This window comes from Mesorhizobium mediterraneum, assembly GCF_002284565.1.
GTDB classification, from domain to species: Bacteria; Pseudomonadota; Alphaproteobacteria; order Rhizobiales; family Rhizobiaceae; genus Mesorhizobium; species Mesorhizobium mediterraneum.
Genome location: NZ_NPKI01000026.1, coordinates 34,360 through 53,017, shown reverse-complemented (window position 1 = coordinate 53,017; position 18,658 = coordinate 34,360). Strand labels below are relative to the sequence as shown.

14 protein-coding genes and 2 pseudogenes are annotated in these 18,658 nt (G+C 61.8%); 3 read left to right on the top strand and 13 right to left on the bottom strand.

What is annotated here, in order from left to right; translation table 11 throughout:
- Window positions 1–16 precede the first annotated feature (16 nt).
- Window positions 17–1,036, top strand: coding sequence for an LLM class flavin-dependent oxidoreductase (locus tag CIT25_RS20170; RefSeq protein WP_095486275.1), 1,020 nt, complete (start codon window positions 17–19; stop codon window positions 1,034–1,036).
- Window positions 1,037–1,088: 52 nt separating this feature from the next.
- Here CIT25_RS20170 and CIT25_RS20165 read toward each other — a convergent pair.
- Together CIT25_RS20165 and CIT25_RS20160 are read right to left on the bottom strand one after the other, a co-directional pair.
- Window positions 1,089–1,361: pseudogene (locus CIT25_RS20165) on the bottom strand (RES domain-containing protein); the annotation flags it as partial.
- On the bottom strand, window positions 1,352–2,311 hold the full coding sequence (locus CIT25_RS20160; RefSeq protein ID WP_483423520.1) for a methyltransferase: 960 nt from the start codon (window positions 2,309–2,311) through the stop codon (window positions 1,352–1,354). The gene CIT25_RS20160 and the pseudogene CIT25_RS20165, both read right to left, overlap by 10 nt.
- A gap of 854 nt (window positions 2,312–3,165) precedes the next feature.
- Here CIT25_RS20160 and CIT25_RS20155 point away from each other — a divergent pair.
- On the top strand, window positions 3,166–4,140 hold the full coding sequence (locus CIT25_RS20155; protein ID WP_095486272.1) for an AraC family transcriptional regulator: 975 nt from the start codon (window positions 3,166–3,168) through the stop codon (window positions 4,138–4,140).
- Window positions 4,141–4,360: 220 nt separating this feature from the next.
- Here CIT25_RS20155 and CIT25_RS20150 read toward each other — a convergent pair.
- The 10 genes and pseudogenes from CIT25_RS20150 to CIT25_RS20105 all read right to left on the bottom strand — a co-directional run.
- Window positions 4,361–5,968: pseudogene (locus tag CIT25_RS20150) on the bottom strand (GMC family oxidoreductase); the annotation flags it as partial.
- Window positions 5,965–7,479, bottom strand: coding sequence for an FGGY-family carbohydrate kinase (locus CIT25_RS20145; RefSeq protein ID WP_095486270.1), 1,515 nt, complete (start codon window positions 7,477–7,479; stop codon window positions 5,965–5,967). The pseudogene CIT25_RS20150 and the gene CIT25_RS20145, both read right to left, overlap by 4 nt.
- Window positions 7,480–7,502: 23 nt before the next feature.
- Entirely contained in the window at window positions 7,503–8,345 is an 843-nt protein-coding gene (locus CIT25_RS20140) for a class I fructose-bisphosphate aldolase (protein WP_095486269.1), read from the bottom strand.
- Window positions 8,318–10,054: a glycerol-3-phosphate dehydrogenase/oxidase gene (locus CIT25_RS20135; RefSeq protein ID WP_095486268.1), complete on the bottom strand. Its 1,737-nt coding sequence runs from the start codon at window positions 10,052–10,054 to the stop codon at window positions 8,318–8,320. The genes CIT25_RS20140 and CIT25_RS20135 overlap by 28 nt, the downstream gene beginning before the upstream one ends.
- An 18-nt stretch (window positions 10,055–10,072) precedes the next feature.
- Window positions 10,073–11,068, bottom strand: coding sequence for an aldo/keto reductase (locus tag CIT25_RS20130; protein WP_095486267.1), 996 nt, complete (start codon window positions 11,066–11,068; stop codon window positions 10,073–10,075).
- Window positions 11,065–12,045 (bottom strand): sugar-binding transcriptional regulator, encoded by a 981-nt coding sequence (locus CIT25_RS20125; protein WP_095486266.1) that lies wholly within the window; start codon window positions 12,043–12,045, stop codon window positions 11,065–11,067. The genes CIT25_RS20130 and CIT25_RS20125 overlap by 4 nt, the downstream gene beginning before the upstream one ends.
- 28 nt (window positions 12,046–12,073) lie before the next feature.
- Complete coding sequence (locus CIT25_RS20120; RefSeq protein ID WP_095486265.1) at window positions 12,074–13,063, bottom strand: ABC transporter permease; 990 nt, start codon at window positions 13,061–13,063, stop codon at window positions 12,074–12,076.
- 19 nt (window positions 13,064–13,082) lie between these two features.
- Window positions 13,083–14,624, bottom strand: a complete 1,542-nt coding sequence (locus tag CIT25_RS20115; RefSeq protein ID WP_095486264.1) for a sugar ABC transporter ATP-binding protein — start codon at window positions 14,622–14,624, stop codon at window positions 13,083–13,085.
- Window positions 14,625–14,714: 90 nt separating this feature from the next.
- On the bottom strand, window positions 14,715–15,746 hold the full coding sequence (locus CIT25_RS20110; protein ID WP_095486263.1) for a substrate-binding domain-containing protein: 1,032 nt from the start codon (window positions 15,744–15,746) through the stop codon (window positions 14,715–14,717).
- A gap of 363 nt (window positions 15,747–16,109) precedes the next feature.
- A complete protein-coding gene (locus CIT25_RS20105; protein WP_095486262.1) occupies window positions 16,110–16,493 on the bottom strand; it encodes a winged helix-turn-helix transcriptional regulator in 384 nt (127 codons plus the stop codon).
- A 104-nt stretch (window positions 16,494–16,597) separates the two neighbouring features.
- Between CIT25_RS20105 and CIT25_RS20100 the strand changes: the two genes are divergently transcribed.
- Window positions 16,598–17,647 (top strand): zinc-binding alcohol dehydrogenase family protein, encoded by a 1,050-nt coding sequence (locus tag CIT25_RS20100; protein ID WP_095486261.1) that lies wholly within the window; start codon window positions 16,598–16,600, stop codon window positions 17,645–17,647.
- Window positions 17,648–17,805: 158 nt separating this feature from the next.
- Here CIT25_RS20100 and CIT25_RS38520 read toward each other — a convergent pair whose 3' ends face one another.
- A complete protein-coding gene (locus CIT25_RS38520; protein WP_370453269.1) occupies window positions 17,806–18,054 on the bottom strand; it encodes a BBE domain-containing protein in 249 nt (82 codons plus the stop codon).
- Between the last annotated feature and the right edge of the window lie 604 nt (window positions 18,055–18,658).

Sequence of the window (18,658 nt, the reverse complement as noted above, 5' to 3'; positions counted from 1 at the left end):
CTGACGTGGCATTCTCATGAAAAAAATCGGGTTTCTGTCGTTCGGACACTGGGCGCCCTCGCCGCAATCGCAGACGCAATCAGCCTCCGACGCTCTGCTGCAATCCATCGAGCTTGCCGTTGCTGCCGAGGCGCTGGGCGCCGACGGGGCATATTTCCGTGTGCATCACTTCGCACGGCAACTCGGCTCGCCATTCCCGCTGTTGGCGGCAGTCGGCGCCAAGACCAGCCGCATCGAGATCGGCACAGCGGTGATCGACATGCGCTACGAGAACCCGCTCTACATGGCCGAGGACGCCGGTGCCGCCGACCTGATCGCCGGCGGGCGTCTGCAGCTGGGCATCAGCCGCGGCTCGCCCGAGCAGGTGATCGACGGCTGGCGCTACTTCGGCTACGCCCCGCAGGAGGGTGAGAGCGACGCCGACATGGCCCGGCGGCACACGGGAGTGCTGCTCGAAGTCTTGCGCGGCAAAGGCTTTGCCCAGCCGAACCCGCGGCCGATGTTTCCAAACCCGCCCGGCCTGCTTCGCGTCGAACCACACTCGGAGGGTTTGCGCGACAGGATCTGGTGGGGCGCCGCGACCAATGCCACCGCGGAATGGGCGGCGAAACTGGGAATGAACCTGCAGAGCTCCACGCTCAAATTCGACGAGGGCGGAAAGCCTTTTCACATTCAGCAGGCCGAACAGATCCGGGCCTTTCGTGCGGCCTGGAAAGCGGCCGGTCACGAACGCGAGCCGCGGGTGTCGGTGAGCCGTAGCATCTTCGCGCTGGTGGACGATCGCGACCGCGCCTATTTCGGCAGCAATGAGAGCGAGGATCATTTCGGCTACATCGAAGCGGACAGGCGCGCCGTGTTCGGCCGCACCTATGCCGCCGAGCCGGACGACCTCATCGAGGAACTGAAGAAGGACGAGGCCGTTGCGGAGGCCGACACGCTGCTGCTCACCGTTCCCAACCAGCTCGGCGTCGATTACAACGCGCATGTCATCGAGGCGATCCTGACCCATGTCGCCCCGGCCCTGGGCTGGCGCTGACGCCTGCGGCCGAAGCCCCTGCCCTTCCGCGAATGCTTCATCGCCAGGACAGCTAGTCCTTCGGCAGCCGGCCGCTCGGATCGAACACGTTCACCTTGTGCGAAAGATCCGGACCCCAGTCCCACAGCACCAGGTTGCGGCCCCTCCGTCTCGGCGCCCGGAGCAAACTCGGAATCAGAATACCGGCAATGCCTTGAGGTCGCAGTCGGTCATAGATGGACCAGGACGCAGGACGCTCTCCCCCGCTGAGAGCCGTCGCCCAGGCGATGAGCTGCAAATGCCGGGCCCTCTTCCATATTGGCGATAGTTCAGTGCCTAGATCGGCACCGCTTCGACCAGATGGATTGCAGATGCAGTTTTCATCGTTCGCGTGAGCCGGAAGCCGGCTTTTTCCAACAACGCCGCACGATCAGACTCGCTGCGGAGCTTTCCCCCGAAAATCATGAGCATGAGCATGTCGAAGCTCCGGCCGTAGAGGGACTCTACGCCCGGGTCGGCGATCAGCAGGGCGCCTTGTGGGGCGATGGCGGTGCGGACGTTCCGCAGCACCGCCATTGCCGTATCGTCGGTTTGGTCTACGAGAATGCGCTTCAGAATGTAGAGATCACCGCCACCCGGGACCTCACGAAGGAAGTCACCGCCGACGATCTTGCACCGATCAACGACGCGCGCCGCCAGCATCTCCTGCGCCTCGGTGGCCACGTGCGGCAGATCGAGCAGCGTTCCCCTAATGCCCGGATGGGCTTCGAGAATGCTCAGCAAAAGTCCGCCACGCCCGCCGCCGACGTCGACGACCGAAAGGTCCGGTGCGAATTCGTAGGCGTCGCAAATGGCTACGCCTTCCTGGCTGGACATCTCGCTCATGGCCTGATTCATGACTGCTCCCGCCGCTGGGTTCATGCGGAAGTACTCGTATATCCCATGGCCGTTCGTCTTCTCGAACGCGCTCTCGCCGGTGCGCATACTATGCAGCAGGCACGGCCACGAGGCGGCTAAGCACTCCTGCGCCATCAGCATGGCATAGTGGCGGACCGAGCGTGGCGCGCCAGTCTGAAGGAGCCGCCCCTTGCTGGTGTTGACGAACATGCCGGGCGTCGGTTCTTCCAGAATACCGAGGCTGGCCAGAACGCGCATCAGACGCAGCAGCGCGCCTTGATTTGTCTTCGTTGTCGCGGCGATTTCCGCGACCGACCGGGGGCCGTGCTTGAGCAGGTCGGCAATGCCTAGTTCTGCAGCGACGCCAAGTACGTGGGTTTTCGCTACGCCGAGTGTCATCGCCAGGACGTCTTGCACGTCGGAAATGTCGGCAAGGGTGTTCGACATGTCATGTTTCATCGTGAGCCACTTTGTTTGCATTGAAGTGGAAACTCTCGCGGCCAGGTGAGCCTTTTGCCTATGGCGGCTGTCCATTTGAAAACAACAGAACTGGCCGGCCTCATTCCCGGCTGAAACGACGCGGGTCGAACGGGAGGTCGGCGAGTTGGGTCAGCGACATCACCTCGAGATCTGGATGCGAGAGTGGGTCGCGCAACCACTGACGCCATCTTGCAGCGTCGTCCCCGCACGCCTTGACAGGAGGTGGGAATGAATGAGGACTGAGAGCGTCTTCGTGGACGAATCTCCATTCCACGTGCACTCTTCGGATTTTCCAGATCATCTGGCTCCTCCTCTGCTCAGAAGTCATTCGCGGCTCGGCTCGTGCGTTCGCTTGGATCAGGACACTGCGCCCCCCTGGAAAGAGGCAGCACAAAGGCGTTTGCGCCAAAGCACGGCCGGGCAACCTCGCCGCCGCGAGACTTGAGTTGTGGCGGCCATGACAAACGCATGTCGAATACTGCCACCAAACGGAACGTCGGGTTCCTTCCTGCGCTGCGTAGACTTGGAGAACTGCCGTGGATCAACAGGCCATCGCAGCGTCGTTTCGTCTATCGCTTCGAAAGGTCGTGGCGTTTTTCACCGTGCGCGATCACCATGTTTGTTGATGCTACCGAACCCGGCTCGTCGAGTCGTGGGCAGAAGCGAACGCGATTATGGACTCGCGCGAAAACGTGATTTTTTACTGGAAAGTTGTATTTCTCGTCGATAAGTTGCAATTCTCGCACAAATCGGGAAGCACAGAGAGGGTTTAAATGGCCTGCTCAGCCGCCGAGTTTGCGTCAATCTGCTTTTCAACCGAGGGGTTGCCAGAGCCGGACCGCTTCGAGTTTTGGCGCGAAGTGCTCGGGCGCGCGATTACGAAATTCGAGATTGACCCCGTGCCGGACAGCTCGCCTGACGCAAGCATCACGCTGCGTGCGCTGCCCGGTGTTGACATTGCCAGTGGAGCAGCTGCCGGCATGCAGTACAGGCGCACACCGGCGCTGATCGACAGCTACGACATCGTTCTGTTTGTGGCTTTATCCGGCGCCCAAACGGTCGACCAAATCGGCCGCGAGTGCACGATCAGTGCGGGCGAGGCCACAGTGTTTGCATGTGCTGAGCCGGGCCTTGCAATTCCTCGTGAACGTCAACACCGGCTCGCCTTTCGCACCCCGCACGATGTGCTCGCCCCGATGGTCGGCAACGTGGAGGACGCGATCTGCAAACCCATTCCGTCGACAGTCGATTCCTTGCGATTGCTCGTCAGCTACGCTGCCACACTTGAGGATGTGGACCAGCCCTTAACGCCAGCGGTTGCGAACCTTGCGGCAACCCATATCCAAGACCTCGTCGCGCTGGCGATCGGCGCGACCCGGGATGCCGCGGCGATCGCCGAAGGTCGCGGCCTGCGTGCAGCACGGCTCAAGGCTGTCAAGGCCGATATCGTCAGCAATCTCGGCTACCACGACCTCACCGTCGGCGCCGTTGCACTGCGCCAAGGCGTCACGCCACGCTGCGTTCAAAAGCTGTTCGAGACCGAGGGGAGGACGTTTTCCTCCTTCGTGCTCGATCAGCGTCTCGCGCGCGCCCGTCGGCTCCTCAGTGATCCACGTTACGCCGACTGGACGATCAGCTCGATCGCATTCGAAGCCGGCTTCGGGGATCTCTCCTACTTTCATCGCGCCTTCCGGCGGCTCTACGGCGCGACACCCTCCGATATCCGCCAGGGGACGCTCGGCTTTTAACAGCCAATGAGTGTTTGGGCATGTCGCCCGCGAAGCCTCTGAGGGACCTGAAGTTCGACCATACGCCGATGCTGTTGGCCGATTCGGGCGTCCCGCGGCGGTGTGCCAGCCCAGGACTGGGCACTGCTGGCTACTTTGGTCCATCGCCGCGAAGGTACTGATGGCGCGATTGGCGCATCGGCACGCTGATCCTCAAGTCAAGAGGTGTCACTCTCGTGGTTGCGTCCTGCAAGATCATTTCCGATGCCTTCTCCGCGATCATCACCACTGGAGAGTTGGTGTTGCCGGAAACGATCGTCGGCATAATCGAAGCATCGACGATGCGCAGGCCTGAAATGCCGTGCACCCGCAGCCGGCCGTCGACAACCGCCATCGGGTCTGCGCCCATCTTGCAGGTGCCAACCGGGTGGAAAATCGTCGTGCCGATATCGCCAGCCTTGCGGACGAGATCTTCATCGCCTTCATATTGTGCGCCGGGCAGCATTTCCTCAGGCGCGAAACGGGCAACGGCGCGCGCCTTCATCAAGCGGCGGACATGGCGGAGCGATGCTACAGCCACCGTCCGGTCTCCCTCGGTAGACAAATAGTTCGGCCGGATCTTCGGGGCAGTCTGCGGATCGGGCGTCTCTATGTGGACAGTGCCGCGGCTTTCCGGTCTGAGGTTGCAGACCGAAACCGTGACCGCGGGGAAGCGATGCAGCGGCTCGCCCAGCCGGTCGGTGCTCAACGGCTGAACATGGTATTCGAGATCGGGCGTCTCCAGGCGTGGGTCGCTTCTGGCGAAGATGCCAAGCTGGCTCGGCGCCATCGACAGCGGTCCGGTGCGACGGATGGCGTATTCGACGCCCATGGCCGCGCGGCTGAACAGATTGTGGTAGCGCTGGTTTAGCGTCGAGGCATTGGCGACCTTGAAGACTGTGCGGATCTGGAGATGATCCTGCAGGTTCTCGCCGACGCCTTCCAGCGCGTGGCGGACCGGGATTCCTGCTGCGCCAAGCACGGCAGGTCGGCCGACGCCGGAAAGCTCGAGCTGCTTCGGCGAATTGATCGCGCCAGCGGCAAGTATCGTCTCACCTGCCCGCGCACGATGCAACTGACCGCCCATCCGGAAGACAACCCCGGTGACGCAAGCTCCGTCGAAATCCAGGGTCTCGGTCTCGGCGCCGGTCACGACGCGCAAATTCGGCCGCCGGAGCACGCTCCGCAGGAATGCTTTCGAGGTATTCCAGCGCACGCCCTTCCTCTGGTTGACCTCGAAATAGCCCGACCCCTCGTTGGTTCCGCCGTTGAAATCCTCGGTCCGGGGAATGCCGAGTTCTTCGGCAGCATCGCGGAAGGCATCCAGGATTGGCCAGGACAGGCGCTGGCGCTCGACGCGCCATTCGCCACCGGCACCATGAAGGTCGTTGGCGCCACCAAAATGGTCCTCGGACTTGCGGAAATATGGAAGTACGTCGTCCCAGCCCCAACCAAGATTTCCGGCTTGCCGCCAGCCATCATAGTCGGCCGCCTGGCCGCGCATATAGATCATGCCGTTGATCGACGAGCAGCCGCCCAGAAGCTTGCCGCGCGGATAGTTGAGCGCACGACCGTTCAGCCCGGCCTCCGGCTCGGTCTTCATCAGCCAATCGGTACGCGGGTTGCCCATGCAATAGAGATAGCCGATGGGAATGTTGACCCAGTGGTAGCGGTCACTTCCGCCAGCCTCCAGAAGCAGCACGCGCATGCCTGGGTTGGCCGACAGTCTGTTGGCCAGCACGCAGCCGGCTGAACCGGCGCCGACAATGATGAAGTCGTATTGTCCAAAATCGGCAGGCGTCTGTGTCAATTAGAGGTCCGTTCGCTTGCCATCCTGTCCCATAGCGGACCCATGGCCTGGTTGATCTCACCATACAGACGATAGCGCTGCTCATAAGCCGCTGCGATCTCGCCATTGGGCTGGTAGCAGCGGTCGGGCGCGGTCATCGCGGCCGCGCCTGCAGAGAAGTCGGCAAACAAGCCGACACCCGTTCCGGCTGCAATTGCAGCTCCCAGTGCACCAGTCTCGCGGCTGCGCGCTACGGTCACCGGCACGTTCAGCACATCGGCGAATATCTGCGGCCAGATGGCGCTGCGCGAGCCGCCGCCCGAAAGCACCGCCTGGCTGACATTGGCTCCCGCTTGGCGCAGCGTCTCGACATGGCGCCGATGTTCGAAGACGACGCCCTCAAACAGTGCGCGCAGCATGTGCGCCCGCGTGTGCCAGCCGGCGATACCGTAGAAACCTGCACGCGCCTTGCCGTTCTGCTGCGAGCCGTAAAGGAATGGGTGGTAGATCGGGATGTCTCCCGCGGGATCGACGGAAGCAACAAGCTCGCTGCAGATCTCGAATGGCGATGCGCCTGCCGGCGGCGCATGCTCGAAGAACTCACGAACGATCCACTCGAGATTTGCGGCCGAAGTGGCGCTCGATTCGATGGCGAGATAGCGCACCGGATCGAACGTCGACAGCATGAAGATCGACGGATCGTGGATCGGCTCTTCGGTGATGACCTGGTTGATGCTCCAGGTGCCGGCAATGATGGAGGCGGCGCCGGTGCTGGTGACGCCCGAACCGATGGCGCTGGCGACGACGTCGAACAGGCCCGCCACCACAGGCGTTCCCGCACGAAGGCCGGTGGCGGCGGCGACATCGGGCGTGATATGGCCGGCGATCTCGGAGGCTTCCAGCACGTTCGGCAACAGGTCCATGCAATCGTCGAGACCGTAGGCGGCCAGCAACTCACGCTCGTAGCGTCGGCCGGGCATGTGCAAAAGCCCGCAGCCCGACATATCCGAGGTCTCGGTCGAGCGCGCGCCGGTGAGGCGGTTGACGACAAAATCCTTGCACAGGAAAACCGTGCCCATTCGGGCAAAAAGCGCCGGGTCATGACGCTTGAGCCACGCCAGCAGAGTCGGCGTCTGCGCCGCCCAGGGCCGTTGCAGGCAGTGGACATAGGTCCGGTCGCCAACGCCTGCGGCGGCCCATTCGCTCACGATGTCGACGCCGCGCGTGTCGAGCGACTGGATGCCGAGCAGCGGGTCGCCGCCGCGGTCCAGCGCGTAGAGCCCGTTGCCGTGACCGGCGCAGCCGATCACGGCGATGTCGCGCGGGTCGATGCCCGACTGGTCGAGGCACTGGCGGATGACCTCGACGGCGTTGCGCCACAGTTCGCCGAGGTCCCGCTCGACATGGCCGGGTTTTGGCATGCAGGAGCGGCCGTCTCGAGCGGCGAGCGCGAGTTCGCGACCGGCGGTGTCGAAGATGATGGCCTTGATGACGGTGTTGCCCGCATCAAGACCCAGAATGTATTGCTGCATTGAGCTCCTCCCAAGCGCCAGGGTTATTCTTGTTGGTAGAGCTCCCAGGCCGCCGCGCCGTCCGCATTCTCATGGATGATCGCCATCAATCCTCTCACGACGGCACGAGGGTTGGAATGCTGGTATATGTTGCGGCCATAGACCATGCCTGCCGCGCCCTGGGCCATCAGCGCCGCCGACTTGTCGAAGACGGCGCGCAAGTCCTCCCTGCCCCCACCGCGCACAAGGACAGGACAGCGCGCCGCCGCCACGACGCGGTGGAAGTCGTTCGGATCGGTGGTCGGGTCTGCCTTGATGATGTCGGCGCCCATCTCGCTTGCGAGCCGGGTCAGGGTGACGATCTTTTCGGGATCGCCGTCGACCATGTAGCCTCCGCGCTCCGAGTTTGGCAGCATTGCCAGCGGCTCGATCATCAGCGGCAGGCCGTATTTTTCGCAGTCGGCGCGAACGCGGGCAATGTTGTGGACGCATTGCCTGAATAGGTCCGGCTCATCGGGCAGCATGAATAGATTGACGACCACGCAAGCTGCATCCATTTCCAGCGCGCCGATCAGTGGCTCGGCTTCGTTCTGCAGGATGGCCCACATCGAACGATGACGGGTTTTGTTATATGGATTGCCCATATCTATGCGCATGACCAATGCTGGCTTATCCTTGCCAGGCAAGGACTGCAGCAGATCGGCCTGGCCATAATTCATCTGAATGGCGTCCGGGCCCGCAGCGACCAGCTGGGCGACGACGCCGGCCATATCCTCTAGCCCTTCCAGGAACGACGGCTCGTTGCACACGCCATGGTCGATTGCGACGTCGAGACAGCGCGCTCCGCCGAACAACCGGTTCATGCGGACTTTCTTGTTGATGCGCATTCGGCGCTCCTTCCTTGGTCTTTTTTTGATAGCTGGTCGAGATCGACGCCGTGCCGGCGTTGCAACAGGGCGAGGAAATCGGTGCACTCGAATGCCTTGCGCGCGGCGTCCCAGTTCTTTTCGACAGCGAGAATGTCGAGAACCGCATCGAGAAGGTCGGCCGAAAGCGCACCGGTAATGGCGATTGTCGTGCGACGGAGCAGCAGGTCCCCCAGCTGTTCGACATATTCATTGGCGATGAGATATTGAATCTCCCGGGCCGAGTAGTCGCTGCCGGGCAAGAGTTCGTCATGTCCCGCTGCCATATAGGCGGCGACGGTATCCGCCGCGGTACCGTAGCGCTCGAAAAGGCTGCGCATACGGTCGAGCGATAGGCCGTGTGCCGCCGCGCGCTCTGCGCACCATTTTGTCGGCGCAATCGGAAAATTCCGGCCGCCGCCGATCGGCATGTTTTCGGTGCCGACGACGCGCTGTCGGCGCAATCGCTCAAGCACGATATCCGCTGCCAGTTCGCCAAACGATCGGAAGGTTGTCCACTTCCCGCCGATCATACAGAGCGTCGGCGGCAGCATACCGGCGCCCTCGACGAGTTCGCAGAAATGATCGCGGGGTATGCGCCCGGTAAAACTGTCCTGGCTTATCGGCAGCGGCCTCACTCCGGTGAACTGAAAGACGATATCGGCATCGGCGATCTCTATCCCAGGAAACACGAAGGACAGGGACTGAAGAATGTATTGCCGCTCGTCATCCATGCAGCGCGCCTGGTCGGGATCGTCGACACGGATATCCGTCGACCCGACCAGCACGTTGCCGAGATAGGGAAACAGGATGCAGATCCGGCCGTCCTCGTTCTCATAATAGATCATGTGCCCGTCGAGCGCGTCATGAAGCTCGCGATTGTCGACGATCAGATGCGAACCTTTGGTGCCGCCCATAAGCTTCGGCGCAACGGCTCCGATCGCTGAATTGGTCAGGTCGATCCAGCCGCCTGTTGCGTTGACGACGAGCCGCGGCTTCACGGCTACCGTTTCGCCGGATAGTCCGTCGTTAAGCACCAGGCTCGCGTCACCGAGCGATACGCGTGCATAGTTGAGCGCCCGAGCGGACGGCTTTTCCTTCATGGTATCGCACAGCATCTCGGTACCCAGCCGCTCGGGGTGGCTGACCCAGGCATCATAGTATGTCGCCGAATTTCGAATAGCAGGATTGATTGCAGGCCAGACCTTGAGTGTCTCAGCGCGGCTTCTGAATTTATGCATCGGGACGACACGCCGTGCGGCGGTGAAGAAGTCATACATCGCCAAGCCGGTCTTGATGACCAATGCGCCGCGCCGGCCCGGACGACGGCTTAGCCCAAGGAAGCGGACTGCGCCATTTGCTATGCCTGAGAACAGGTCGAAGATCGGCACCGTGGTTGGCAATGGCGCGACATAGTGCGGCGCGTTCTTCAACAGCCGGTCGCGTTCGAGCAGAGATTCGCGGACCAGCTTGAACTCACCGTTTTCAAGATAACGCAAGCCGCCATGAACCATGCGCGAGAGGGCTGCGCTGGCGCCGGAGCAGTAATCGCCCTTTTCCGCGAGCAGCACATCGACGCCCTGCAAAGCGAGTTCGCGAAACACGCTGATGCCGTTAATGCCGCCGCCTATGACGAGCACGTCAACATCGGGGTTCTCGCGCAAGCCGGCGATCGTCTGGATGCGATTCATCTCAGGATGCGCTTTCGATCACGCATCTATCGCCACGAGATGCCCGGCCACCGCCGCATCGACGGCCGTCAGTTCCGCGGCGCTCAGCGAAATCTCCCCTGCCCTGGCATTGTCGACCGCCTGCTTCGCGTTTCGTGCTCCACACAACGCGAAGGTGATGCCGGGCTGCGCCAGCGTCCAGGCGATGACGATCTGCGCCATGCTTGCCTGGTGGGCCTCCGCGACTGGGGTCAGGGCATGCTTCAAAGCGGCTATCTTGCGCCGGTTGGCCTGAGAGAAGCGCGGATTGTCTTTGCGCTGGTCGTCGCCGCTGAACTCACGTGCCGGATCGATCGCACCCGAAAGCAGGCCGAGCGCAAGCGACGAGTAACTGAGCGTAGCCACTCGATGCCGGCGCGCGATCGGCAGCAATGTCTGCTCAATCTCGCGATCCAGCATCGAATATCTCTCCTGGATCGCGTCGAGCTGGCCAGCTTCTACATACTGCTGCAGCTCGGCGGCGTTGAGATTGCTTGCGCCGATGGCGCGGATCTTGCCAGCTGATTTGAGGCGTTCGAGCGCTTCCATTGTCTCGGCAATGGGGGTCGTCGGGTCCTGCCAATGAGTGATGTAGAGATCGATATAATCGGTGCCGAGCCGCCTTAGGCTCTGCTCCACTTCATAAGCGATGCCGTCGGCGCTCAGATATCGGTTCACGGGCTTTCCGTCCTGATCGAAGAAGTGGTTGCCCTTTTTCGAATGCCAGTTCAGGCCACATTTGGTGGCGATGACCGCGCGATCGCGCCGGCCCTTGATGGCCTTGCCGACGATCTCCTCGCTGCGGCCGAGACCGTAAGCCGGCGCGGTGTCGATCAGCGAGACGCCGGCTTCGATGGACGCCTGAATCGCAGCGATCGATTCTGCTTCATCGGTGCCACCCCACATCCAGCCGCCGATGGCCCAGGTGCCGAGCCCGACCGCCGAAGTGACAACGCCGGACTTGCCGATTGAGCGGGTGATCTGTCGAGAATTCATGCTGCATTTCCTTCGGCGAGCTCGAGGATTTTCAAGCCGGTGGTTTCGTCGGTGACGAGCGTATCGAAATGGGAGCCGCGCATGGCACTGAGGATCGGGACCACCTTGCTTGCGCCGCTGGCGACCCCGATCGATTGCGGAATGGTCGCGAATTCCTCGAGCGTCAGCGAAACGAGCGAGTGGTTGAGGCGGTAGTCCGCGAGCTTGCCGTTGCCGTCTATGAGATGGGCGAGCAGCTCGCCCGCCGCGCCCGAGCGCTCGATGGCCAGCCGGTCGGCGCTCGAGGACGGGTGCAGATCGTAGTAGCTCGAATCGTCGGTCAGGATGGAGCCGATGCCGACAACCGCAAGCGTTGCTTCCCGCGCCTTGCTGAAGACATCCGATACGGCCCGGACGCCCATCAACATGTCGCGTTGGGCCGGGCTGTCGGCAAACAGCGGCGCGTGAATCTGATAGGCGCGCCCGCCGAGCTTGTCGGCCATCAGCGACGCGACATGATTGACGTCTGTGTAATGCTTGCCCTGGACCAGGCCGGTCGCGGGAACGACCTCGACGTCATAGCTGCGGTTCGGCTTGAGGCCGGCGACGACGGCACTCACCCCCTTGCCCCCGGTTATGGAAATCGTATCGCCGTCCTTGATCGTCTCGAGCACCAGCCGGGCCGCGGCCTCGCCGACGCGCTGGAGCGCGGTCTGCGGATTGTCCGATACGGAAGGGACGACGACGGCCCTTTGGATGCCACCTATCGCGACAAGTCGCGCCTCGATGTCGACCAGTTGCTCGATCGGCGACTTGATCTTGATCTCGACAAGCCCGAGTTGGTGACCGCGTTTGATCAGCCGGTTGACCGTCGCATGCGAGATGCCGAGCTCCTTGGCGATTTCAGCCTGCGTCTTGCCTTCCATGTAATGAAGCACAAGCGCCTGATACATCTGGCGGACGATTGTGATGTCGTCCCGCGAATTGGTTGGTGACATGATGGATGCTCAACTCTTGCGCTGCTGCTCAGGATTTCCTGCTGTGCAGGAAATGGTCGATGGATACCGCCGCGAGCAGGATGCATCCCTTGATCATGTCCTGCCAATAGACGGAGACGTCGAGCAGGATCAGCGAGCTTGTGACGACGGAGAGCAGCGCCATGCCCAGTATGGCGCCGAAGATGGTGCCCGAGCCGCCATTGAGCGATGCCCCGCCAATCACGGCCGCCGCGATGATGTTGAGCTCCATGCCGGCGCCGAAGGTCGGGGTCGCAGCGCCAAACCGCGACATGTAGATGACGCCGGCAAAGCCCGCGAGGGTCGAGCAGAGGACCGTGACCCAGAATTTGACCTGCTTGGTCTTGATGCCCGAAAACTGAGCCGCCTTCTCGTTGCTGCCGGTATAGAAGACCTTGCGGAACGCGGTGGCGCGCCGAAGCAGGAAATCGAAGATGGCCACGACCACGACAAAGATGACGATGACATAAGGCACGTTGCCGAAGCTGCCCTGGCCGATCGCCTTGAACCCGGGCGGCAGGGTGAACAGCGAAAGCGGAGTTCCCTTGGTGATGACAAGGCAAAGGCCGCGCACGATGACCATTGCCGCCAGCGATGTGATGAAGTGATTGAGCCCGATGACGGTCACGAAGAAGCCCATCGCCGCGCCGATCAGCGCGCTGGCGCCTATGCCAATGAGGCTCGCGGTCCACGGGTCCAGTCCCATCAGGAAGAGAGCGCCTGACACGACCATGGAGAAGCAGACCACCGACCCGACGGAAAGATCAATGCCGCCGACAATGAGGAGTATCGTCATGCCGACCACGACGATGCCTTCAATGGAGAAGCTCATCAGCATGGCCCGGAAATTTCCCCAGGTCAGGAAATGCGGCGAGGCAAATGTCATGGCGACGCACAGCGCCAGCATGATTGCGATCAGCCCCGCTTCGCGCATTGACCCCAGACGCAGCCAGTTGCGCCCGCCAAGCCCCGGGGCGCTCGCCTTGATTTCAGCGTCCATGAGGGTTCTTCCGGTCTGTCTAAGCGACATTGTGGGCCTGCCTTGCGTTTGATCGTTGCTGCCGGACACCCGACGCCAGCAGCATGATCGCCTCTTCAGTCAATTCGTCCGCCCCTATTTCGCCGACGATGGCCCCTTCGTGTATGACGAGCACCCGGTCGCTGAGCCCGATCAATTCCGGAAGCTCGGATGAAATCACGATGACGCCGACGCCTCGCTCGGCAAGGTCGCGAAGCAGGCGATGGATTTCCACTTTGGCGCCGACATCGACCCCGCGTGTGGGCTCGTCCAGAATGACCACTTTGGGGCCAACGGAAAGAAGCCTGGCGATGGCTACTTTCTGCTGATTGCCACCACTAAGCGTCGACACCTGTGTCTCGATGCCGCCCATGCGCACACCGTGGCGCTCCACCAGCTCGGTGGCTTGCTTTGCCTCGGCGCGGCGATCGAGCAGCCCAAGGGGTGTGGTCAGTTTCCGAAGGTCCAGCGCGGAGATGTTCGACGCAATCGACAGGTCCAGGAACAGGCCCGACGCCTTGCGGTCCTCGGAGAGATAGACCAGGCCCGCGCGCACTGCATCGCTGTAGTTCCTGATGCTGACCGGCTCGCCATTGAGTTCGACCGATCCCGACACTTTCGGGCGCAAGCCGCAGACGGTCTGAACCATCTCGCTGCGGCCGGCGCCAATCAATCCGCCAATGCCAAGAATTTCGCCTGCACGAAGCGCGAAGCTGACGCCGTCGGAACCCTGTCGATAGGTGAGATTCCCGACCGACAGGACAGGGCGATCGCTGCGCCGCTCAGGCGAGAGCTTTTGCGGATAGAGCTGCGTGATTTCGCGCCCGACCATCTTGCGCACGACATCATTGGGAGTGACCGAAGCGATAGAATCGGTCGCCACATATCTGCCGTCACGAAAGACCGTGACGCGGTCGCACAGGCTGAAGATCTCGGCCATGCGGTGGCTGATGTAGATGATTGAAATTCCGCGCGCCTTGAGATCGCGCACAATTGCGAAAAGGCGCCGCGCCTCGGTCTCGGTCAGGGCGGCTGTCGGCTCGTCGAGCATCAGCACGCGGCATTCGAGCGTCAACGCCTTGGCGATTTCCACAAGTTGCTGGTTGGAAATCGAAAGATAGGCGACCGGCGTCTCGACCGGGATCGGCGCCAGCAGGTCCATTATCTTTTGCGCATCGGCGTAGAGCCGGCGAAAGTTCATCAGCGGCGCGCGCCGATTGTTGATCGCCGCCATGAGAATATTCTCGGCGACCGTAGCATCCTGGCAGAGCGCAATTTCCTGATGGACAAGGCCTATGCCAAGCCGCTGCGCGGCGGATGGCGATGCGATGGTGACCTCCTTGCCTTCGAGACGGATGGTGCCTTCGTCGGGTTGCACAATGCCGGCGATGATATTCATCAGCGTGGATTTGCCCGCGCCATTCTCGCCGCACAGCGCGTGAATTTCACCCCCCTGCAGCGTGAAATCAACCCCGGTCAGCGCTTTGATGGCGCCGAAGGATTTCGAGATGTCGCAGATTTCAAGTATGGCGGCGGCAGTCACTGCGTCCCCCTGCAGCGTTGATATTGACGACAATGGCCCAGTCGACGGGGCGCGAGCGCCCCGTCCGGTTCGAGCATCTCCGAAGAGACCTTATTCCTCGATGCCCTTGGTGCCGCGCCGCTTGAGATAGGCGTCCCAATAGAAATCATCGGCATTTTCCGCAGTTACGATGGAAAAGCCGTTGTCGACGAAAGGCACGCCCATGCCGTTGAATCCCGACCGCCGAGCGTCGTTCATCGGATCGATCAGCTCCGGATGCTTGGCCAGCCACAGCAGCATGAACCCCATGTAGCCCTGCATGCCCTGGTTCGGGTTGACCGAGCCAAAGATTTCGCCGGCCTTGATCATATCGAGGATCTTGGCGTTGACGTCGGCCAGCATAACCCGGATCTTGCCGCCCCCCTCCTTCGCGGCCTGCGCCGCGCCGATTGCCGAGTTGGCTTCCGGCATGAACACTGCGCCCAGTTCGGGATGCGCCTGGGCAAGGCTGAGCACGGCCTGATAGGCTTTCGTCGCATCCTGGTTCGACGCCGCGCGGCCGACGAGCTTCATCTCAGGCCATTTGGCTTCCATGCGGCCGATGAAGGCGGCGATGCGCTTGTCGTGATTATCCTGTCCGGGGTTCTCGAGAACCGCGTATTCGCCCTTGCCGTCCATCGCCTTGGCAACGGCATCGGCGGCATAGGTGCCTTCAGCGACATTGTCGGAGGTGATGTAGGACACGCGTTTGGAGTTGGGCGAATCTGCGGCGAATGTGACTACTGCCGTTCCCTGGTCGATAGCCCGATTGATCGGCTCGATGAATGGATCGGAGTTCATCGGATGCACCAGGATGCCAGCCGGCTTTTGAGCCAGCGCCTGGTCGAATGTCGCTATCTGTTTGTTCACGTCGTACTCGGGCGTTCCGGTGTATTCGGTCTCGCAACCGAACTGCTGTCCAGCCTGCTTGAACATCTCGTAGACCGGGAACCAATATTCGACGCCGGAAACCATGACGTTCATGACGTATTTTTCACCCGGCTCGCATTTGAACGGGTTGGCGGCCTGGGCCGCGGCGTGGCTTGCCCCCAACACAGTGGTGGCTGCTGCCGACATGGCGAGCATGCTCAAAAATTTGCGCAAGAATCCTCCCTCGGCCGAAGCCTGGTCAATTGGACGGTCGGACACTTACGTGCCGCCGCTCGTGGTTGCTGACACCGAACCTCCTCCCGAGGCCCAGCAGTTGATCATTTGCAGGAGTTCGCTCAACTGTCAATAAAATTCATATGCAGAAATATATTTCATACTTGCTTGGCGCATCCGCCGAGCGAGACACCATGCTCGCCATCGCAGCGGCTGACCTCGTGCATGTGGACCGGCGCCGGAGCATGACCCTAGCTCGACTTCCACTATGCTATTGATATTGCAGTTATTATTAATTTGTGTCGGAGGTCACCAACCTCAAGGTCGCATTGCGCCATCTCAAAGTCCGCATGCTGCCGCTATCTATGAATTCCGCGAAACAGTCCGGCGGGCGTGAGTTGCAGCCTGCTTCGTACGCTGGCGCTCGAGCCGCGCCTCGCCCCATTTCGAAAGCATCTCCACAATAGGCCGGAGACTTTCACCTTCCTCGCTGACGCGGTACTCCACCCGCGGTGGAACTACGGCATAGACCGTCCTGCTGACCAGGTCTGCCTCCTCCAGATCCCGAAGTTGCTTGGTGAGAAGCCGGGCGGTGATACCGGGTACACGGCGATGCAGCTCGTTGAAGCGCAAGCAGCCGGCGTCGAGCAGATGAAATAGCACGACGCCCTTCCAACGCCCGTCGATAAGGTCGAGCGTAACCTCCACCGGGCACCCCGGCACATCAACATAGTGCTTTACCTTCATCCCGACGGTTCCCTTTTGGGAAGTTAATACGCCAAACAGCCGTATTGGCAAAGTCTGTCGCAATGGCAATTTGCTCGGTGTTTCAGCATCGAAAAGGAATTCCCATGCAGGCTATCGGCTACCGTCCAGGCTCCGCCTTGTCCGACCCTCAATGCTTCGTAGAGATCAGCAAAGAGTATCCCAAGCCGCGCCCGCGCGATCTCTTGGTCTCGGTACGCGCGGTCTCTGTCAATCCGGTCGATACCAAGATCCGCAACGGCCAGGTTTTCCTAGGCGAAGAGATCGACGTCCTCGGCTGGGATGTTGCAGGGGTCGTTGTCGATGTTGGTGCCGACGTCACGCTCTTTCGCCCAGGCGATGAAGTCTTCTATTCGGGCAATCTCAATCGGCCCGGTGCCAATGCGGAATTGCACGCGGTAGACGAACGTCTCGTGGGTCGCAAGCCGGCCCGGCTCACATTCATGCAGGCGGCAGCGCTGCCTCTTACGTCGCTGACGGCCTGGGAGTTACTGTTCGACCGCCTCGACGTTACGCCCGGAAGCCTGCACGATGGCGGCACGCTGCTGATCATCGGCGGGGCGGGCGGTGTCGGCTCGATGCTGATCCAGCTGGCGCGACGCCTCACCGGCCTGACCGTCATCGCGACCGCCTCACGGCCCGAGAGCCGGGAGTGGTGCCTGTCGCTCGGGGCGCACCATGTCATCGATCATTCGCGATCGATGATCGAGGAGCTTGCCGCTACAGGCGCTTCGGCAATCACCCACATCGCAGCCCTCAACCAGACAGAGCAGCATTGGGCTGCGATCGCAGCGATCATTGCCCCCTACGGCAAGGTCGGAGTCATCACCAACCATGCAATCCTTGATGCGACGCCGCTTCGGTCGAAAAGCGCTTCGTTGCATTGGGAGGACGTGGTGACGCGACCTCATTCTGGCGGTGCCGACATGGTCGCTCATCACAGGATTCTCGAAGAGGTCTCGGCGCTCGCTGACTCCGGTGTCCTGCGCTCCACAGTGACGACCGACCTTGGAAAGCTCACGCCCAGCAGTCTTCTGGAGGCGCATCGGCTTGTTGAGGGCGGCCGCATGTTGGGAAAAGTCGTCTTAGAGGGATTGTCGACCGAAATGGGGGCGCGCCACTACCCGCGACGATGACGGCGAGGGCTGATGATCGCAGGCCAATTGCTGTCTTGCATTTCCAGTTCGTAAGGGCCGCTTTCCGGTCAGCCCTCGATGGAACGCGACACCGGCTTTCGCATGCCACAAGCCTGTCCGCCTCGGCGTGACCCAAAGACGGACAGGCTCAGCCCGGCTTACGGCCGGATGTTGTGGTTGACGCGGAAGAGGTTCGCCGGATCGTATTTGCGCTTAACCGAGACGAGCCGCTCATAGTTGGCACCGTAGGCGGCGCGCACGCGCGCTTCACCTTCATCATCCATCATGAAGTTGATGTAGGCGCCGCCATGCGGGTTGTGCTTGTGCACCGCGGCCCAATACTCGCTTGCCCAGCGCCTCAGCTCCGACGCCTTCGTCGGGTCGGGATCGATGCCCGCGATAACCATGGACCAACGCGCTCGCCGCGCCCCCCAGGCGGTGGCGTCCGGAGCCACGTCCTGAACCGCTCCGTCGATGGGGTAGAGATGCATCAGCGACAGCTCGCTCGGGGTCTTCGAGCCGTGCTCGGCATGGGCAGCGATGGCCGCATCGGACAGCTCGTCGACATAATCGCCCTTCCAGTACCACTGCAAGCCCTTCGGCAGCAGCGGATCAAACAGCGCCTGCAGATCGACGAAGGGCATTTGCACCATACCGTCCATCAAAGGCTTGGGAAGCGCGTCGCGCACGGGCTGCATCGCCCGGATGCCGTCCTCCTCTGCGCCGTTGTAGCAACTGATCAGCGCGCATATGCGCCTTCCCCAGATCTCGCGCGGGAAAGGGTCGCAGGAGGGCACCGTCTTGATGCCGAAGAACATCCCGAGCTCTCGCGGCGCTCCGGGCAGGAAGTCGCGGTACCAGCGCATGATCTCCGCGGCATCTGCGATGTCGAAGAAGATCGGCCCGGCATAGACATCCTTCGCCGGATGCGCCTGAAATATGAAGCGCGTCACAACGCCGAAGTTGCCGCCGCCGCCGCGCAGCGCCCAGAACAGCTCCGGGTGTTCGTCC